This window comes from Pseudomonas sp. GW823-FHT04A03 (assembly GCF_058796615.1).
Map to the genome: position 1 here is coordinate 205,673 of NZ_JBXAIV010000004.1, position 16,649 is coordinate 222,321.

Genomic DNA, 16,649 nt, shown 5'->3' on the forward strand with positions numbered 1-16,649 from the left:
CTTAACGACCGCGAACGGCTTGTTCCAGCTCGGCAAAGCTTGGACGGTGAGCCGGGTACAGAACCTTGCGACCGAACTCGACAGCCAGCGATGGCGGCATGCCGGAAGCCGAAGCCACCAGCGAGGCCTTGATGGCTTCGTAGACGTTCAGCTCTTCCTTGGCATCGTGGGCCAGGGAGTGCGCCAGTGGGCCGAAGAAACCGTACGCCGCGAGAATACCGAAGAAGGTACCGACCAGTGCCGCACCTACGTGCAGACCGATGGACTTCTGATCGCCCTCACCCAGCGAGGCCATGGTCACCACGATACCCAGTACCGCCGCGACGATACCGAAACCCGGCATGGCGTCGGCGATGCCGTTCACCGCGTGAGACGGATGCTCGAGGTCTTCTTTCAGGCTGTAGAGTTCCATGTCGAACAGGCCTTCCAGCTCGTGGGGAGCCATGTTGCCGGACGACATGATGCGCAGGTAATCGCAGATGAACGCGGTCATGCGTTCGTCTTTCAGTACCGCCGGGTACTTGGCGAAGATCGGGCTCGCGGCGGCATCTTCGATGTCGCCCTCGATGGCCATCATGCCTTCGCGGCGGCTCTTGTTGAGGATCTCGTAGATCAGGCCCAGCACTTCCAGATAGAACGTGTGGCTGAAACGCGAACTGAACATGCTCAGGGATTTCTTGAGCACGTGCATCGTCATGTAGCCGGGGTTGGCCTGCAGGAATGCACCGAGTGCAGCACCACCGATGATCATCACCTCGAAAGGCTGGATCAGGGCGGCAATCTTGCCGTGGGAGAGCACGTATCCGCCGAGCACGCTCGCGAATACGACGATGATGCCGATAATTTTAGCCATAGGTAGAAAGTACTTACTTAAGTCGGGTTCAAGGTCATATTCGGAAGTTAAAAAATCTCTTCTTCTACTTATCGGCAAAACTGCGCCAGACTATAGCCAGTTCAGGCGAAAAGCCAATTTAGCCCATGCCGGGCGCGTCTACAGTCAGTGAAGATCTCGTCCAGACATGGCTAATGAAACGAACGTCCCACACGTAAAACCGACCACACTCGATGGCTGGGTGAAGCTGCTCGACAGCGTTCGCCTGCCAGTGCCGCAAGACGCCCATGACCGGGTCTGCCGGGCGATTCGCGATGACCGCAGCTCGCTGCGCGACATCGCCGACCTGATGCAGGACAGCCCGGCGCTGGCCCTGAGCATCATCCGCGAAGCCAACCGCCACACCCACGGCAACATGACTGCGCCTGCGGAAAACCTCGAAGTGGCGATCAACCGCCTCGGCCTTGCCCGTACGGAAGAACTGCTGGCGCGCCTGCCTGCCGAACCTGCCGCACAAATCCCCCAGGCCCTGCGCCAGTTGCAGATGATCAGCCAGCACGCTACCCAACAGGCCAACGGTTTTTTCGCCAGTCGCCTGGCGCGCCTGTGGCAGGACATCCATTGGGGCAGCCTGCTGTTTCTGTCGCCGCTGTGGCCATTGGCACTGAACTTTCCCAAATTGCTTGAAGAGTGGGAAGTGCGGGTTATCCACAAGGGCGAATCGGCGCGAGTCGTGGAAAAGCAGCTGTTCGGTGTGCGCCTGCTGAAAATCAGCGAAGCGCTGGTGGAAGCCTGGCGTCTGCCGATCTGGGTCCAGCAAGGTTATCGGCTGCTGCTGACCGAGCAGCGCGAACTGGTCAAGGTTCTGCGCATTGCCCGCGACGTCGATCATCCGCTGCGCCAGCAAAACCGCCTCGACGACGACCCGACCCTGCGCCGCTGGCTCAACCAACCGGCCAACACCGTGCTGCTGGCCAACGGTCTGGCACTCTCGGCGCAACAGGCCTGGGACAGTCCGCACAGTGAGCGCTGGCAATACCTGACCAGCCTTTACCTGCAAATCTCGATGGACGAGGTGCAACAGCAGCTGCACCAACAGGCCGCCATCAGCGCTCGCCATCACTCCATGCCCGACCTCTGGCACCCGGCGGTCTCGCTGCTGTGGCCGTGGGGCACCCGTCGCCTGCCCGCCGGAATGCTCCCGGCTGCGGCGCCGTCCGCCGAGGATCTGACCCAGTGGCGACGCCAATGCGCCGAGCTGCTGGCCGTGCCAAGCCGCTTCACCAATGCCATGAGCCTGACCGTCGCCGCCCGCGATGCGCTGGTCGCCAGCGGCATGCGCCGGGTGATGATCCTGATGGCCGACCGCAGCCACGCCAATCTGCGCGTCCATCAAACCTCGGGGTTGCCGAAGGAAGCCGCCGCGCTCAATTTCGTCGTCAGCCAGAGTTCGGTACTGCAACGCTTGCTCGCGCAGCAGGCGCAAGTGCGGATCACCCCGGACAACAACGCCCAGTTTTCCGCCCTGCTGCCGCCCTCGCTGCGCGCCCTGTTCCGTGGCGAACACCTGTTCCTGCGCTCGTTGGTGAACAACGGTCGGGTGATCATGATCGTGGTCGCCGACCAGGGTGGCGGGCCGTTCGCCGACATCACTGTGCAGGCTTTCGGCAAAACCGCGCAGTGCATCGAGAAAGCCCTGCACAGTTTTAGCCAGCGCGGCCAATGACAGCTACAATCCTTCCCCTTTGTGCTCTGGAGACCTCACATGTCTGATTTCTCTGGCCTGGCCCTGGTGATCGAGCCGAGCGACCTGCTGCCGCGCCTCGAATCCCGCGATCTGATTCTGGTGGATCTGACCAGTGCCGCCCGCTACGCCGAGGGACACATTCCCGGCGCACGCTTCGTCGATCCGAAACGCACCCAGCTGGGTCAGGCGCCGGCTCCGGGCCTGTTGCCGAGCAAAGAAAAACTCGAAGAACTGTTCGGTGAGCTCGGCCATCGCAAGGACGCGGTCTACGTGGTCTATGACGACGAAGGCGGCGGCTGGGCCGGGCGCTTCATCTGGCTGCTCGACGTGATCGGTCACGACAAGTATCACTACCTCGACGGCGGTCTGCCGGCGTGGCTGGCGGAAGGTTCGCCGATGTCGATCCAGATTCCTCCGGCGGCGGGCGGCCCGGTTGCCCTGACCCTGCACGAGGAACCGACCGCCACTCGCGAGTACCTGCAAAGCCGTCTCGGCGCTGCTGACCTGGCGATCTGGGACGCTCGCGGACCGCTGGAATATTCCGGCGAGAAAGTCCTGGCGGCCAAGGGCGGACACATCCCCGGCGCGGTCAATTTCGAATGGACGGCGGGCATGGATCAGGCGCGTCAGCTGCGCATCCGTACCGACATGCCGCAGATCCTCGAAAACCTCGGGATCACCAAAGACAAAGAAATCATTACCCACTGCCAGACCCATCACCGGTCCGGTTTCACTTATCTGGTGGCCAAGGCCCTCGGTTATCCGCGGGTCAAGGGCTACGCCGGTTCCTGGGGCGAATGGGGCAACCACCCCGACACCCCCGTCGAGCTTTAAGGATTTTTAAGGACAGTCATGAAAGAGCGTTTGTTTATCATCAGCCAGTACCTGCTGCCTCATCACCTGCTGTCGCGCCTGGCCGGCTGCGTCGCCGAGTGTCGCGTGCGCTGGTTCAAGAATGCCTTCACCACCTGGTTCGCCAAGCGTTATCAAGTGGACATGTCGCAGGCGCTGGTTGAAGACGTGACCGCTTACGAGCACTTCAACGCCTTCTTCACCCGTGCACTGAAAGACGGCGCACGTCCGCTGGACCAGACCCCGGGCGCGATCCTCAGCCCGGCCGACGGTGCGATCAGCCAGCTCGGCCCGATCGAACACGGTCGCATCTTCCAGGCCAAGGGCCACAGCTTCAGCGTGCTGGAACTGCTGGGCGGCGATGCAGCGAATGCTGCGCCGTTCATGGGCGGTGAATTCGCCACTGTTTACCTGTCGCCGAAGGACTACCACCGCGTGCACATGCCGCTGGCCGGCACCCTGCGCGAAATGGTCTACATCCCGGGCCGGATCTTCTCGGTCAACCAGACCACCGCGGAAAACGTTCCGGAACTGTTCGCCCGTAACGAGCGTGTAGCGTGCATCTTCGACACCGAGCGCGGGCCGATGGCCGTGGTGCTGGTGGGCGCGATGATCGTGGCATCGATTGAAACCGTGTGGGCCGGTCTGGTCACACCACCGAAGCGCGAGCTGAAAACCTTCCGCTACGACGAAGCCGCCCGTGCGCCTATTCATCTGGAAAAAGGTGCGGAACTGGGTCGCTTCAAGCTGGGTTCGACCGCGATCGTGCTGTTCGGGCCGGATCAGGTGAAATGGGTTGAAGAATTGAAAGCCGGCTCGCCGGTACAGATGGGTCAGGCCCTGGCACAGTCCAACGCCTGAACCTGTTGATCCGCCCTTTCGCACGTCTGCGAAGGGGCGGACACGACCTGAGTGGCGCCGTTACTCTATCTGCCCACGGAAGCCGATCGGCCCTTCGTTGGCGTAGGTATTGGTGCCGCTGAGGTTTTTCCCGCCGTCATTGGACGTGACACTCAACGCGATAACGTTCTGGTTATCCCGACCGCCGATCACCCATTTGCCACCTGGATGCCACGGGGCATCGTTGCCACCCCACTGGTTTTCGACGTTGTACTGGTTCTGGCCAGTGCGCTGAGCCTTGAAGCCAATAGGGCCTTCGCCGGCGTAGGTCATGGTGCCGGTGAAGCTTTTGCCACCGTCGCCGGACTTGATCTCGATCGCGACGACGTTCTGGTTGTCCCGCGCGCCCAACACCCAGGTTCCACCCGGATGCCAAGGTGCCGAACTACCGCCCCATTGATTTGCCACTGCGTATTTAGACATGAACCTCATCTCCTTGAAGTTTTTCAGAGACCTGCCCGACGTTGCGGCAAGCCGTGCAACCGTGCGTTTCCGATCGCACGCCTGAGAGCCTAGTAGCGCCTGCCGAAATGGCACCAGGCCAGCAGACCAACGGTAAAAAAGCCTGACAATCGCCTGCGAAACAGAGCACAACTGCTAGAGTTTTTGGCATTGCCCTATTCGCCGCCGGAGCTTGTCACGGCATGAGTGAGCCACGATCCCAACCGAAACTCAGCGCCCCGACGCCCACGCAGTTGCGCCTGTCTTTCTGTGAAGCCACCCCGCGCGACCTCAAGCGCTGGATCGCCGGCCTGCCCAAGGCCAACATCGGCGAAACCGCACGCCTGCTGTATCAAGGCTTCGGTGAACTCAACCAACTGCTGACCCCCAGCGACAATCGCCTGCATCTGCTGGAGCTTCTGCGGCCCGAGGTTTATTTCGTCTGCCAGCATCTCGAACGGCATTTTCTGCATCAGGCGATCATGCTCGATGAGCGGTCGCGCAAGATCAGCAACCTGTGCCTGGCCCTGCAAAGTCAGCTGGCCATCGGTTACAAACAGATCATTGTGCGGATCGCGCCCAAGTATTCCCGGGATCGCGCAGCTCTGGTGAGCGAAGCGCTGCAACGAGCGGCCCATGCGCTGAAAGGGCAACTGGTTCGCGCCACGCAGTTGTACAACGCCGCACCGGAACAGCTGTGGTTTGAACTGCACCAGTTGTTTCGCTGCGCCTGCGACTTGCAGCTGCAACACCGCCGGGTCCGTGACGACCTCGCCAGCCTGACCGGCGAGTTGAGCATCGAACAGACTTACCTCGCCGCCCTGCTGCTGGGCAGCGCCCGTTGCAATCAGTTGCGCCAGAACCAGATCGCGCGTCTGGCCCAAGTAGTGGAACCATGGAGTGCGTGGCTGAAACTGCATCCCGCCCATCCGGGCGAGGGGTTGTTCGCGGTCTCTGCAGAAATCGACGCCGGCCCGCGTTACCGCTCCCAATTCCGTAGCGAGCAACAAGCCAGTCTGCTCGGTTTCGATCCGCAACCGCTGGTGAATGCCATCGAGGCCCACCTGCTGCATCAGGATGCGACCTCGCCGCTGCCCGTGCCGTCCGGCCTGACCCTCGACACCCTGCAACACCTGCACGCCACCTGGGGCGAAGCCGCCGAACGCAGCTTCCAGCGCACCGTCGGCCAGGGCAACCTGACCGTGTGCGTCGGCATGAGCGCCCTGCACTTCTACCTCGGCGGCGAGCGCACCTTCAGCGAACTGCTCAAGCACCCCGGCGCCCGTGCGGCGAATTTCAGCCGCGCGGTGGTTCAGGGTGAAAAGGATAGCTGGAGCCAGGCCTTCGATGCCGCGCCGCAGAGCACATCCGATGAGTTGTTGCCTTACGAGGAAATCCGCTACGAACCGCTGATCGACGATGAAGGCGACGCCGACAGCCCGCCGCATTACCCGACCTATGCATTGCCCGTCATCAACCACAGCCCCGGCGGTTATTGCCTGGCCTGGCCGAAGGATGTACCGGCCGAATTGCAGGCGGGGGAAATGGTCGGGATTCAGGACAGCCTCAATCAGGGCTGGAGCATTGCCGTGGTGCGCTGGATCCGCCAGGTGCGTGGCGCCGGCACGCAAATGGGCATCGAACTGGTGGCTCCGCATGCGCGTCCGTGCGGGTTGCAACTGGTGCGCTCACGGGATGATCACAGCCAGTATCTGCGCGGTTTGCTGTTGCCGGAGATCAGTGCGATCGATTTGCCGGCGACATTACTGGCGCCACGGCTGCCGTTTCAGGAAGGCAATAAAGTGCTGATCAACACCCAGGGCGAAGAGCACCGCGCCGGGCTGGATCGGCGGGTGGCCAGCACTCACAGTTTCAATCAGTTTGCCTATCGCTCGCTGGAGGCCGCCAGGAATGGCGGAAGCGAGGAGGATTTCGACTCGTTGTGGAAATCCCTTTGAGCCAGGACCGCAGCCGAGGGCTGCGATCCCGTGCCTATATCAGAGCTGCCCGTCGCGATCCCGGAAGCCCAGCAGGTACAGCACACCATCCAGCCCGAGAGTCGAGATCGCCTGCTTCGCCGACTGTTTGACCAGCGGCTTGGCGCGGAACGCCACGCCCAGACCGGCAATCGCCAGCATCGGCAGGTCGTTGGCGCCGTCGCCTACGGCGATGGTCTGTTCCAGACGCAAACCTTCTTTTTCAGCCAGTTGCTTCAGCAGATCGGCCTTGCGCTGGGCATCGACGATCGGCTCGATCGCCACGCCGGTGCACTTGCCGTCGACCACTTCCAGTTCGTTGGCGAACACGTAGTCGATGCCGAGCTTGGCCTGCAATTGCTTGGCGAAGTAGGTGAAGCCGCCCGACAGGATCGCGGTCTTGTAGCCCAGACGCTTGAGTTCGGCGAACAGGGTTTCAGCGCCCTCGGTCAGGCGCAGCGAGGCGCCGATCGAATCGAGCACGCTGACATCCAGGCCCTTGAGCAGCGCCAGACGCTCCTTGAAGCTGGCGCGGAAGTCCAGTTCGCCGGCCATTGCCCGCTCGGTGATTTCCGAAACCTGATCGCCGACGCCGGCGGCCTTGGCCAGTTCGTCGATGACTTCGGCTTCGATCAGGGTCGAGTCCATGTCGAACACCGCCAAACGACGGTTGCGACGGAACAGCGAATCTTCCTGGAAGGCGATGTCGACGTTCAGTTCCTGAGCCACGCTGAGGAATTCGGCGCGCAGCGCCTGCGGATCCGCCGCTTCGCCACGCACGGAGAACTCGATGCAGCCCTTGCCCTTGTCAGCCGGGGTGTCCAGCGGCATGCGACCCGACAGACGGTCGATATGGTCGATGTTCAGGCCGTATTTAGCGGTGATCGAACTCACGGCCTGCAGCTGGCCGGCGGTGACCTTGCGGGTCAACAGAGTAACGATATGGCGCTTCTTGCCCTGATTGCCCACCCATTGCTGGTAATCCTCTTCGGACACCGGGGTGAAACGCACCTGCTGGTCGAGCTCATAGCCCTTGAACAGGATGTCCTTGAGCACCGACTTGCCTTGCTCGGAATCGGGGATTTCCACGAGGATGCCGAACGACAGCATGTCGTGAATCACCGCCTGACCGATGTCGAGGATATTCACACCACCCTGGGCCAGAACACCGGTAATGGCCGCCGTCAGACCAGGACGGTCGACTCCCGTGATGTTAATCAGGACGATTTCGCGCAACGCGCACCCCCGCAACTGGAAAAAAACCGCATTCTACCCACTTTCAGTGACCATCGGGCACCGCCAGCGCTTTGCCGGTCTAGGGCCTGTCGCTATACTGCGCGTCAACTTCACGGACAAAAGAGCCGAGCTCAGTGAACCGGCCCACGCCAGTTAAAACCGATAACTTCTTTCTGCTGATCTTCCGTGCACTGCGCCACCGCCGTGTACCGATTGCATTGCGCATTGCCAGCCATAACGTGATCCTGGTCGCCCTGGCCCTGGTGATCTATGCCTGCGTGATGGGCCTGCAGTTCAAGCAGGCCATGCACGAGCAGGCCGATGCGCTGGGCGAAAGCCTGACCACGCAGACCGCCACCTCCGCCACCGAGCTGTTGGTGTCCAACGACATCCTCAGCCTCAACGTGCTGCTCAACAACCTGACCAAGAACAAGCTGGTGGCCCACGCCGCCATCTACAGCGTGGACAACCGCATCCTCGCCGAATCCGGTCAGCGGCCCAAGCACGGCCTGTTGGGCGAAGCCGAGGGCATGTACGAGAGCAAGATCACTTTTCAGGACGTGACCGCCGGGCAACTGCGCATCAGCCTGGACATGGATCAGTTCCAGCAGCCGATGACCATCAGCCTGCAAAGCATGGGCATCCTGAGTGCGATCCTGCTGGCGCTGTCCCTGGCCCTGAGTCTGCGTCTGGGCCGGCACATCTCCACGCCGCTGCTGCAATTGCGTGTGTGGCTGCGCCGGATCGACGAATACACGCCGGGGATCGAGCGTCAGGACGAGATCGGCGATCTTGCCCGCCAGTTGCACGCCAACTATGCCCCGGAGCCGGCCGAACCGGAGCCTGAGCCGGAACCCGAGTTCGAGGACGACGAGCCGGAATTCGAAGTGCGCAACCTGCGTGATCCAAGCTTCGACGAAAGCCGCCCGATGGCCGCGCAGAAGCCTGCGCCACGCCATGTGGTCAGCACCGTTGAAGACGACGATGACGAAGACCCGTTCGCCGATCTGCGTGACGAGTCGCTGGACGAAGCAGCCCAACCGGCCGTGCGCCGACCGACCCCAAGCGTGCCGCAACACACGGCGGTGCTGGCGGTACAACTGGGCTCGCAGGAACAACTGCGTCGTTTGCCTCGCGCACGTCTGGAAGAGCTTCAGGATCGTTATCGCGATTGCCTGGAACAAGCCGCGTCGCTGTATCAGGGCGAAATCGAAACCCTGAACGACGGCAGTACGCTGATGCTGTTCCACACCGAAGACAGCGGCGACGACTACCTGACCAACGCCATCTGCTGCGGCGAGCTGCTGCGGGCGCTGGGCCACCAGTTGCAGATCGAAGTCGCCGACAGCGGCATCACCCTGCAATTGCAGCTGGGCCTGACCCTCGGCGACGAGCTGTTCGGTCTAAGCCAGATCGACCTGTTGCTGACCGACTCCGCCCAGGACGCCCTGGCCCTGTCGCAACACAGCCGCAACCTGCTGCTGGTGGAGCGCAAGATCGGTGATGACGCGCTGATTCGCCAGCGTGCGCGGATCCGCCCGATTGCCAGCCCTGAGGGGGCTTGCTGTGTGGAGCGGTTGATGGAGCCTTATCCGTCGATGCTTGAGCGGCAACTGGCGCGGATGCATGAGCGCCGGGCTTAAACCTTAGGCCAGTTACAACGAAGCCCGCAGACGAGTGATTGTCTGCGGGCTTTTTTGTGCGTGGAGTTTTCATGATTGCGCCAGGCTTTGGAGCCCCCCCTCACCCTAGCCCTCTCCCGGAGGGAGAGGGAACCGATCAGGGGATATTCGAGATCTACACCGATCTGAACGAGCACGACCGAATCCAGAATCCAGGCAAGCAACCGAACACGATTTCACAAATCTATAATCGACTCGAGCTTTCAGGTCGATGGACTGCGCCAGACACCTCGGTCGGCTCCCTCTCCCTACGGGCGGTCCGACGTTTCGGGAGGGCTGGGCGGGCGGCGTTTCCGATGAGGGTAGCTTTTGATCTTCCGACCTCAGACACAACAAAGCCCGCACAAAGCGGGCTCTGTTCTGACTCGATCCAGTCCTAGAAGCGGAACACTTCCATATCCGTACGAATCGGCGAAGCCATCGGTATCTTCGGCTGCTTCTCGGCTTCCGCTGCCGGTGCTGCCGGCTTCGGTGCCGGTTTGCGCGGCGCCTCGGCCACCGGTGGCTGATTGGCCAGCGGCTTGAGCGCTACCGACAGCTGCTCGGCCAGACGCTGCAACAACACGCCTTGCGCCTGCACCTGTGCGGCGGTGGTGCCGGCATGCTGTTCCTGCAAATGGACGATGCGGTTATCGCGCACCTGGCCACGGCGGTCAATCAGACGCCATTGCGCGTCGAGGATCGCCGGTTGCGACTGACCGGAGTCCAGACGCGTAATGGTCAACAGCACCTGCACATCCGGGGTGAAGCCCACGGTGGCCGGCGCCAGCACGACGCGCTGACTGTCCAGATGCCCGGCAACCTGACGCAACAGCAGCTGATCGATGTCCGAAGACAGGCTGCCGGCCCAGCGGCCATCGACCGAGGCTTGCAGGCTGCCGTCCGGTTGACGCTGCAACAGGGTTTCCCGTTGCAGGTAATCGGCAACGATTACAGGGCCCAGCAAAACTGCCATGCCTGAGCTTTGCGCAGGCTGAGCCGGACTTCCGCTGTCCAGCTGATACAGCGACACCGGCTGGTGAACGCTGCAACCCGCCAGGCCAAGAACGCCGGCGAGCAGGAAAATAAGGGGGCGCAGAGAAGTCATCATCCCGTCCAGGTGGCCGCCACAAGGCTGACCACAGTGAAAATACTCAATAAATATGAAGAACGCTCGGCCACGCCGGCGCTTGGAAAGGCCATATCATCCGTGAATATGCGTTCCGACTCCAGCGCCAAAGCGCCGATCTACGGGTTAAATCGTAGATACGGCGCTCTAGGACGCCTAATTGAGGTTTTCGACGAGCAGCGCATCCACTCGCTGGAAGCCCCGTGGCAGTTTATTGCCACGGCGACCACGCTCACCCTTGTAGTGTTCGAGGTCGTCGGCTTTCAGCGACAAGGTGCGTTTTCCGGCCTGCAGCACCAAGGTGGCGCCTTCCGGAAGAACGGCGATGTCCGTGACATATTCTTCGCGACTGGCCACACGCTCACCGGAAATACCGATGATCTTGTTGCCTTTGCCCTTACCTAATTGTGGCAGATCGCTGATCTTGAAGATCAGCAGGCGACCTTCGGTCGTCACCGAAGCCAGCCAGTTATGCTCGCGGTCGGCAACCGGACGCGGCGCAATCACCTTGGCGTTGTTCGGCAGGCTCAACAGGGCCTTGCCGGCCTTGTTCTTGGCTTGCAGGTCTTCACCTTTCACCACAAAACCGTAGCCGGCGTCCGAGGCGATCACGTACAGCGAGTCCTCTTCAGGCATCAGGACGCATTCGAACGTGGCGCCGGGCGGTGGCGTCAGGCGACCGGTCAACGGCTCGCCCTGGCCCCGTGCCGATGGCAGGGTGTGGGTGGCCAGCGAGTAACTGCGGCCCGTGGAGTCGATGACCACCGCCGACTGGTTCGAACGCCCCGCCGCCGAGGTCTTGAAGCCGTCCCCCGCCTTGTACGACAGGCCTGTCGCGTCGATCTCGTGGCCTTTCGCCGAACGGATCCAGCCTTTTTCCGACAGTACGACGGTGACTTTCTCGTTCGGCAGCAGATCGTGTTCGGTCAGCGCCTTGGCTTCGGCGCGCTCGACGATTGGCGACCGACGGTCATCACCGTAGGTTTCGGCGTCTTTCAACAGCTCGGTGCGCACCAGCTTCTTCAGCTTGGCTTCGCTGCCCAGCAGGGCTTGCAGCTTGGCTTGTTCCTTGAGCAGTTCGTCCTGCTCGTCACGCAGCTTCATCTCCTCCAGTCGCGCCAACTGACGCAGACGGGTGTCGAGGATGTAGTCGGCCTGGATTTCGCTGAGGGCAAAACGCTCGATCAGCTTGGCCTTCGGATGCTCCTCGGTGCGGATGATATGGATCACTTCATCCAGGTTGAGGTACGCGATCAGCAAACCGTCCAACAGGTGCAGGCGACGCTCGACCTTGTCGAGGCGGAATTGCAGACGGCGACGTACGGTCAGCACGCGGAATTCCAGCCACTCCACCAGCAACGCACGGAGGTTTTTCAGCTGCGGCTTGCCGTCCAGACCGATGATGTTGACGTTGACCCGGTAGGTCGACTCCAGCTCGGTGCTGGCGAACAGGTGCTGCATCAGCGCTTCGTGATCGACGCGGCTGTTGACTGGAATGATCACGATGCGGCACGGGTTTTCGTGGTCGGACTCGTCGCGAAGATCGGCGATCTGCGGCGCTTTCGACGGTTTGGCCTGCATCAGCGCGGCAATCTGTTCCAGCACCTTGGCCCCGGAGACCTGGTGCGGCAGCGCGGTGACAATGATGTCGCCGTCCTCGACGTGGTACACGGCGCGCATGCGCACCGAGCCTTTGCCGGTTTCGTACATTTTCAGCAGATCGGCGCGCGGCGTGATGATTTCCGCTTCGGTCGGGTAGTCCGGGCCCTGAATGTGTTCGCAGAGCTGTTCGACCGTGGCTTTCGGCTCGTCGAGCAGGCGTACGCACGCAGTGGCGACTTCGCGCAGGTTGTGCGGCGGCACGTCGGTGGCCATGCCCACGGCGATGCCGGTGGTGCCGTTGAGCAGGATGTTCGGCAAACGTGCTGGCAATACCAGCGGTTCCTGCAGGGTGCCGTCGAAGTTCGGGCCCCAGTCAGCGGTGCCCTGGCCCAGTTCACTGAGCAGCACTTCGGAATAACGCGACAGCCGCGCTTCGGTGTAACGCATGGCGGCGAAGGATTTCGGATCGTCCGGCGCACCCCAGTTACCCTGGCCGTCCACCAGCGTGTAGCGATAGCTGAACGGCTGGGCCATCAGCACCATCGCTTCGTAGCACGCCGAGTCGCCGTGCGGGTGGAACTTGCCGAGCACGTCGCCGACGGTACGCGCCGACTTCTTGTGCTTGGAATCGGCATCCAGCCCCAGCTCGCTCATGGCGTAGACGATACGCCGCTGTACCGGTTTCAGACCGTCGCCGATATGCGGCAGGGCACGGTCCATGATCACGTACATGGAGTAGTTGAGGTAGGCATTTTCGGTGAAGTCAGCCAGCGACCGGCGTTCTACGCCATCTAAGCTGTCTGCAAGGTTGTCGCTCATGCGGGCCTCATCGGTTCGTTGTCTGGCGCAACAGCATGGTGCCGCCGCGCTGAGTAAATTCAAGTTTGTTCAGGGCGCTCATGCCGAGCAGCACCTGATCGCCATGCAGCCCCGGCGCCACCAGTGCGCGGACGTCCCGCAGCACGATGTCGCCCAGTTGCAGGCGGTCGATACGGGTGCGATAGCCCTGGCTCAGGCCATTGGCCGTGCTCAGGGTCACACCGAAACCTTCTTCCAGCCTGAGGTTTTTCGCCACCTCGGCCGGGATTGCCACGTCGGTCGCGCCGGTGTCGAGCATGAACTCCACCGGCCGACCGTTGATCAGGCCGCTGGCGACAAAATGTCCCTGGGCGTTGCCGATCAGTTTCACTTCGATAAAACCATTGCCCTGCTGCGAAGCCACTTCCACATTGGGATTGCGCTGGCGTTCTTCCCACTGGCCGAAAAACCGCGTGGCCAGAAACAACGCCGCGCACCACGCCAGAATCATCAGCACCCGACCGGCGCGTTTGCCCGGCGGTTGCTGGCTCATGGCTTGGCGCTCCAGCCACCCTCAGGCGCGGCGAAACGCCAGATGATCGGGCGAACCTCGCCATCGGCGCGCGGGCCGAAATTGTTGTCGACGCCGATCCAGGCACCCTGAGCATCGACCACCAGCGCCTCTTCCAGGCCGAAGTTCTGCGAATAACGACGATTGGCCTGCAACAGCTCGGCCGCATACGACCAGCAGAGCTCGACCTTGGCCGTCTGCGCATCACGTCGACAGATCTGGTACGCGTTGCGCTCAAGGGTAAACAGCTTGCCGTTGAACAGGGAGATATCGGAAAAATCCCGATTGACCGGACGGGCTTTCGGGAACTGCGGCGGCTGCATTTCCATCCCGCCTTCGCTGAGCAACACGCAACGACCGTCACAATCCCACACTGTCTGCTGGCGTTTGATCAGCAACAAGCCACGGCTTTGCCGCTCGGCAGCCAGCCACATCTGATCCCCCGTCGGGTTGATCGCCAGGCCCTCGAATATCGCGTTGAACTGAAGCAACATGCCGCTGGCCCGAGCCTCGCGAACCATCATCGGCGAGATTTTCAGCCACGACGACGGCCCCTGCGGCGGCACTTGCAGCACGGCCGCGTGGGCTTCGCTGACGATGTAGCGGTTGCCGGCGCTGTCGCAGCTGATGCCTTCGAAATCCAGATCGCCGCCACGAATGAACGACGCCGCCCAGGTGCGCGAACTGATGCCCCACGGCAAGCCGCTGTCCGGCACTTTCGGTGGATCGATGCGCACGGCCGTGGCCTGCCAGACCCGATCGCGGATATCGAGACGGTAGATCTGATCATCGTCGCGGTCCGAAACGGTCCACAGGTCATTGCCGCACAAGGCCAGCCCCGACAGGTTGCCGCCGCGCATGCCTTCGACCGGGTGTTCGGCGAGCACGCGCAGTTCTTGCGCAGGCTCTGCCGACACCGTCATCGAACCCAGCAGCAACGCACCCGCCAAGGCCCAGCCAAACCGCATCAGGCCAGAACCTCGGCAAGGTTGCCCTTGGATTCAAGCCAGGTCTTGCGGTCGCCGGCGCGTTTCTTCGCCAGCAGCATGTCCATCATTTCCGAGGTCTCGGCGAAATCGTCCCCAAGGGTCAACTGCACCAGACGGCGGGTGTTCGGGTCCATGGTGGTTTCGCGCAGTTGCGGCGGGTTCATTTCACCCAGGCCTTTGAATCGGGTGACCTGCGGCTTGCCGCGTTTCTTCTCGGCCACCAGTCGGTCGAGAATCCCGTCGCGCTCGGCGTCGTCCAGGGCGTAGAAAATCTCTTTGCCCAGGTCGATGCGGTACAGCGGCGGCATCGCCACGTAGACGTGACCGGCATCCACCAGCGGGCGGAAATGCTGGACGAACAAGGCGCAGAGCAAGGTTGCGATGTGCAGACCGTCGGAGTCGGCGTCGGCGAGGATGCAGATCTTGCCGTAGCGCAGCTGGCTCATGTCCTCAGCGCCCGGATCGACACCGATGGCCACGGCAATGTTGTGCACTTCCTGACTGGCCAGCACTTCGCTGCCGTCGACTTCCCAGGTGTTGAGGATCTTGCCGCGCAACGGCAGGATCGCCTGGAATTCCTTGTCCCGCGCCTGCTTGGCAGAACCGCCGGCGGAATCACCTTCCACCAGAAACAGCTCAGAACGCATCGGGTCCTGCCCGGCGCAGTCGGCCAGTTTGCCTGGCAGCGCCGGGCCTTGGGTGATGCGCTTGCGCTCGACTTTCTTGCTGGCCTTCAGGCGACGGCCGGCGTTGCTGATTGCCAGTTCGGCCAGCGCCAGACCGGTTTCCGGGTTGGCGTTGAGCCACAGGCTGAACGCGTCCTTGACCACGCCGGAAACGAAAGCCGCCGCTTCACGGGAAGACAGACGCTCCTTGGTCTGGCCGGAGAATTGCGGTTCCTGCATCTTCATCGACAGGACGAAAGCGATGCGCTCCCAGACGTCTTCCGGCGCCAGCTTCACGCCGCGCGGCAGCAGGCTGCGGAATTCGCAGAACTCGCGCATCGCGTCGAGCAGGCCCTGACGCAGACCGTTGACGTGGGTGCCGCCCTGCTCCGTCGGGATCAGGTTGACGTAGCTTTCAGTGACCGAGGTACCGCCCTCCGGCAGCCACAACAGCGCCCACTCGACCGCTTCCTTGGTGCCGGCCAGATTGCCGCAGAACGGCGCGTCCGGCAGACGCTCGAATTCGCTGACCGCGTCCACCAGGTAGGAGCGCAGACCATCTTCGTAGTGCCACTCGACCTTTTCGCCGGTGCCTTTGTCTTCGAAGCTGATCAGCAGCCCCGGGCACAGAACGGCCTTGGCCTTGAGCACGTGCTTGAGGCGGCTGATGGAGAATTTTGGCGAGTCGAAGTATTTCGGGTCCGGCGCAAAGTACACGCTGGTCCCGGTATTGCGCTTGCCGACGGTGCCGATCACTTGCAGATCGGTGGCCTTGAAGCCGTCGGCGAAGGTCATTTCGTATTCGTTGCCGTCACGCTTGACCCGCACCCGAACCTGAGTCGACAAGGCGTTGACCACGGAAATACCCACCCCGTGCAGACCGCCGGAGAACTGGTAGTTCTTGTTGGAAAACTTGCCGCCCGCATGGAGCTTGGTGAGGATCAGCTCAACGCCCGACACACCCTCTTCCGGGTGGATGTCGACCGGCATGCCGCGACCGTCGTCGCAGACTTCCAGCGAGTGATCGGCGTGGAGGATGACCTGGATCGATTTGGCGTGGCCGGCCAGGGCTTCGTCGACGCTGTTGTCGATGACTTCCTGGGCAAGATGGTTCGGCCGACTGGTGTCGGTGTACATGCCGGGGCGCTTGCGCACCGGGTCGAGGCCCGAGAGGACTTCGATGGCGTCGGCGTTATAGGAGCTAGCGCTGGGAGTGGCCATAGGGTCTCGTCGTCAGTGATTCAATGAAA

General features: G+C 62.2%; 13 protein-coding genes. 5 read left to right on the plus strand and 8 right to left on the minus strand.

Annotation, left to right across the window (positions count from 1 at the left end; genetic code table 11):
* Position 1: 1 nt before the first annotated feature.
* Positions 2-853 carry a flagellar motor stator protein MotA gene (gene motA / locus AC1Q9F_RS13585; protein WP_007952169.1) on the minus strand — a complete coding sequence of 284 codons (852 nt, stop codon included), beginning with the start codon at positions 851-853 and terminating at the stop codon, positions 2-4.
* 166 nt (positions 854-1,019) lie between these two features.
* Between motA and AC1Q9F_RS13590 the strand changes: the two genes are divergently transcribed.
* The 3 genes from AC1Q9F_RS13590 to asd are packed head-to-tail and all read left to right on the plus strand — an operon-like array spanning position 1,020 to position 4,292.
* A complete protein-coding gene (locus AC1Q9F_RS13590; protein ID WP_492620118.1) occupies positions 1,020-2,558 on the plus strand; it encodes an HDOD domain-containing protein in 1,539 nt (512 codons plus the stop codon).
* 39 nt (positions 2,559-2,597) lie between these two features.
* Positions 2,598-3,413, plus strand: coding sequence for a rhodanese-like domain-containing protein (locus tag AC1Q9F_RS13595; RefSeq protein WP_064379082.1), 816 nt, complete (start codon positions 2,598-2,600; stop codon positions 3,411-3,413).
* An 18-nt stretch (positions 3,414-3,431) separates the two neighbouring features.
* A complete protein-coding gene (gene asd, locus AC1Q9F_RS13600; RefSeq protein WP_064379081.1) occupies positions 3,432-4,292 on the plus strand; it encodes an archaetidylserine decarboxylase in 861 nt (286 codons plus the stop codon).
* A 60-nt stretch (positions 4,293-4,352) separates the two neighbouring features.
* On the opposite strand, the gene AC1Q9F_RS13605 is transcribed toward asd, so the two are convergent.
* Positions 4,353-4,754 carry a lectin OAA family protein gene (locus tag AC1Q9F_RS13605; protein ID WP_007952165.1) on the minus strand — a complete coding sequence of 134 codons (402 nt, stop codon included), beginning with the start codon at positions 4,752-4,754 and terminating at the stop codon, positions 4,353-4,355.
* Positions 4,755-4,975: 221 nt separating this feature from the next.
* Here AC1Q9F_RS13605 and AC1Q9F_RS13610 point away from each other — a divergent pair, with 221 nt between their 5' ends.
* On the plus strand, positions 4,976-6,730 hold the full coding sequence (locus tag AC1Q9F_RS13610) for a cyclic-di-GMP receptor FimW-related protein (RefSeq protein WP_492620117.1): 1,755 nt from the start codon (positions 4,976-4,978) through the stop codon (positions 6,728-6,730).
* Positions 6,731-6,769: 39 nt separating this feature from the next.
* Here AC1Q9F_RS13610 and serB read toward each other — a convergent pair whose 3' ends face one another.
* Positions 6,770-7,984 (minus strand): phosphoserine phosphatase SerB, encoded by a 1,215-nt coding sequence (serB, locus tag AC1Q9F_RS13615; RefSeq protein WP_007952163.1) that lies wholly within the window; start codon positions 7,982-7,984, stop codon positions 6,770-6,772.
* Positions 7,985-8,118: 134 nt separating this feature from the next.
* Here serB and AC1Q9F_RS13620 point away from each other — a divergent pair, with 134 nt between their 5' ends.
* Positions 8,119-9,627, plus strand: a complete 1,509-nt coding sequence (locus AC1Q9F_RS13620; RefSeq protein WP_085608487.1) for an AhpA/YtjB family protein — start codon at positions 8,119-8,121, stop codon at positions 9,625-9,627.
* Positions 9,628-10,042: 415 nt separating this feature from the next.
* Here the strand turns inward: AC1Q9F_RS13620 and AC1Q9F_RS13625 are convergent, their stop codons facing one another.
* The 5 genes from AC1Q9F_RS13625 to parE all read right to left on the minus strand — a co-directional run bounded on the left by AC1Q9F_RS13625 (position 10,043) and on the right by parE (position 16,620).
* Complete coding sequence (locus AC1Q9F_RS13625) at positions 10,043-10,753, minus strand: PqiC family protein (protein WP_007952202.1); 711 nt, start codon at positions 10,751-10,753, stop codon at positions 10,043-10,045.
* A 177-nt stretch (positions 10,754-10,930) separates the two neighbouring features.
* Positions 10,931-13,195, minus strand: a complete 2,265-nt coding sequence (gene parC, locus AC1Q9F_RS13630; protein ID WP_129972327.1) for a DNA topoisomerase IV subunit A — start codon at positions 13,193-13,195, stop codon at positions 10,931-10,933.
* A 7-nt stretch (positions 13,196-13,202) separates the two neighbouring features.
* The gene (locus AC1Q9F_RS13635; protein WP_007952204.1) at positions 13,203-13,727 is read right to left on the minus strand and encodes a retropepsin-like aspartic protease family protein; all 525 of its coding nucleotides are present in this window, start codon (positions 13,725-13,727) and stop codon (positions 13,203-13,205) included.
* Entirely contained in the window at positions 13,724-14,713 is a 990-nt protein-coding gene (locus AC1Q9F_RS13640; RefSeq protein ID WP_492620116.1) for an esterase-like activity of phytase family protein, read from the minus strand. Before AC1Q9F_RS13640 ends, AC1Q9F_RS13635 begins: the two co-directional genes overlap by 4 nt.
* Complete coding sequence (gene parE, locus AC1Q9F_RS13645; RefSeq protein WP_085608483.1) at positions 14,713-16,620, minus strand: DNA topoisomerase IV subunit B; 1,908 nt, start codon at positions 16,618-16,620, stop codon at positions 14,713-14,715. The genes AC1Q9F_RS13640 and parE overlap by 1 nt, the downstream gene beginning before the upstream one ends.
* Between the last annotated feature and the right edge of the window lie 29 nt (positions 16,621-16,649).